This window comes from Achromobacter sp. 413638 (assembly GCF_043119405.1).
Taxonomy (GTDB): domain Bacteria; phylum Pseudomonadota; class Gammaproteobacteria; order Burkholderiales; family Burkholderiaceae_B; genus Achromobacter.
In genome coordinates this window covers 1-1,156 of sequence record NZ_JBICCO010000173.1, presented here as the reverse complement: position 1 = coordinate 1,156, position 1,156 = coordinate 1, and the positions used below count along the sequence as shown (strand labels likewise).

Below are 1,156 nucleotides of genomic sequence, written 5' to 3'. Positions count from 1 at the left end.
CCCCTTGTATCTTTAGTGTTGTTCGGACCGGCCACGTAACCCGATTTCCCCTGGGGCAGACTTTGTCTAGCCCGTCCTTGAGCATGGAGTGCGTGAGCTGGGCCGTCTTTCTCGTAGCCCGAACGGTTGTAGGAACGCAGGCAGTTCGAATAAACAAGGCAGGGAGCCGAAAGACATGTCCGATCCGATTTTTGTAGGAATAGATGTATCGAGCCAGACCTTGGAGGTGTGGCGCAGCGACCAGTCAGAGAGCCAGCAGTTCAGCAATGACGAAGCCGGTATTGACGCGCTGGAGCAACAGCTCAGGCAGTTGCCAGTGGGTTTGCTAGTGCTGGAGGCCACCGGTGGGTATGAGTTTGAGGCGGCCTACACGCTACAGGCGTCCGGTTTGGCTGTCGCGGTGGTCAATCCGCGCATGGCGCGTGACTTTGCGCGCGCGATGGGGCTGTTGGCCAAAACCGACGCCCTGGATGCAAGGATGTTGGCCGGGTTTGCCCAGGTGTTGCACCAGCACCCGCAGCGAGACCGTTTTATCAAGCCGTTGGCCGATGCCCAGTTGCAGCAATTACAGGCCTTGGTGTTGCGCCGACGACAGATCGTGCAGATGCTCACCGCTGAACGCCATCGTTTGCGGCTGGCGCACGCGGCCGCCCGTCCCAGCATTCAGAGGCACATTGCCTTCTTGAAGGCCGAACAGGACGATTGCGATGGCCAGGTCAGCCACCACGTACAGCAACATCACGCTGAACTGGCGCAAGTGCTCAGCAGCGTTCCAGGGGTCGGGGCAACCAGCATGGCGGTGTTGCTGGCCGAGCTGCCGGAGTTGGGCCGGCTTGATCGCAGGCGCATTGCCGCGCTGGTAGGGGTGGCGCCCATGAACCACGATTCGGGCAAGCTGCGCGGGCATCGCGCCATCATGGGCGGGCGAGCCGACGTGCGATGCACTCTGTACATGGCTACCTTGAGTGCCGTGCGCAACAACGTCGTCGTCAAAGCGTTCTATCAGCGTCTGGTGGCACTGGGAAAGCGCAAGAAAGTTGCATTGGTGGCCTGCATGCGAAAAATGCTGACCATCCTCAATACCATGGCAAGGCGTCTTACATGTTGGAATCCTGAAGTTCAGGCTTGACTGACAAGACGGTTGCTCAAGGGGGCG

1 protein-coding gene is annotated in these 1,156 nt (G+C 59.8%); it reads left to right on the top strand.

The window, feature by feature from the left end:
* The first annotated feature begins 175 nt into the window (after positions 1-175).
* Positions 176-1,129 carry an IS110 family transposase gene (locus ACEU5R_RS31920; RefSeq protein ID WP_392413917.1) on the top strand — a complete coding sequence of 318 codons (954 nt, stop codon included), beginning with the start codon at positions 176-178 and terminating at the stop codon, positions 1,127-1,129.
* The last annotated feature ends 27 nt before the right edge of the window (positions 1,130-1,156 follow it).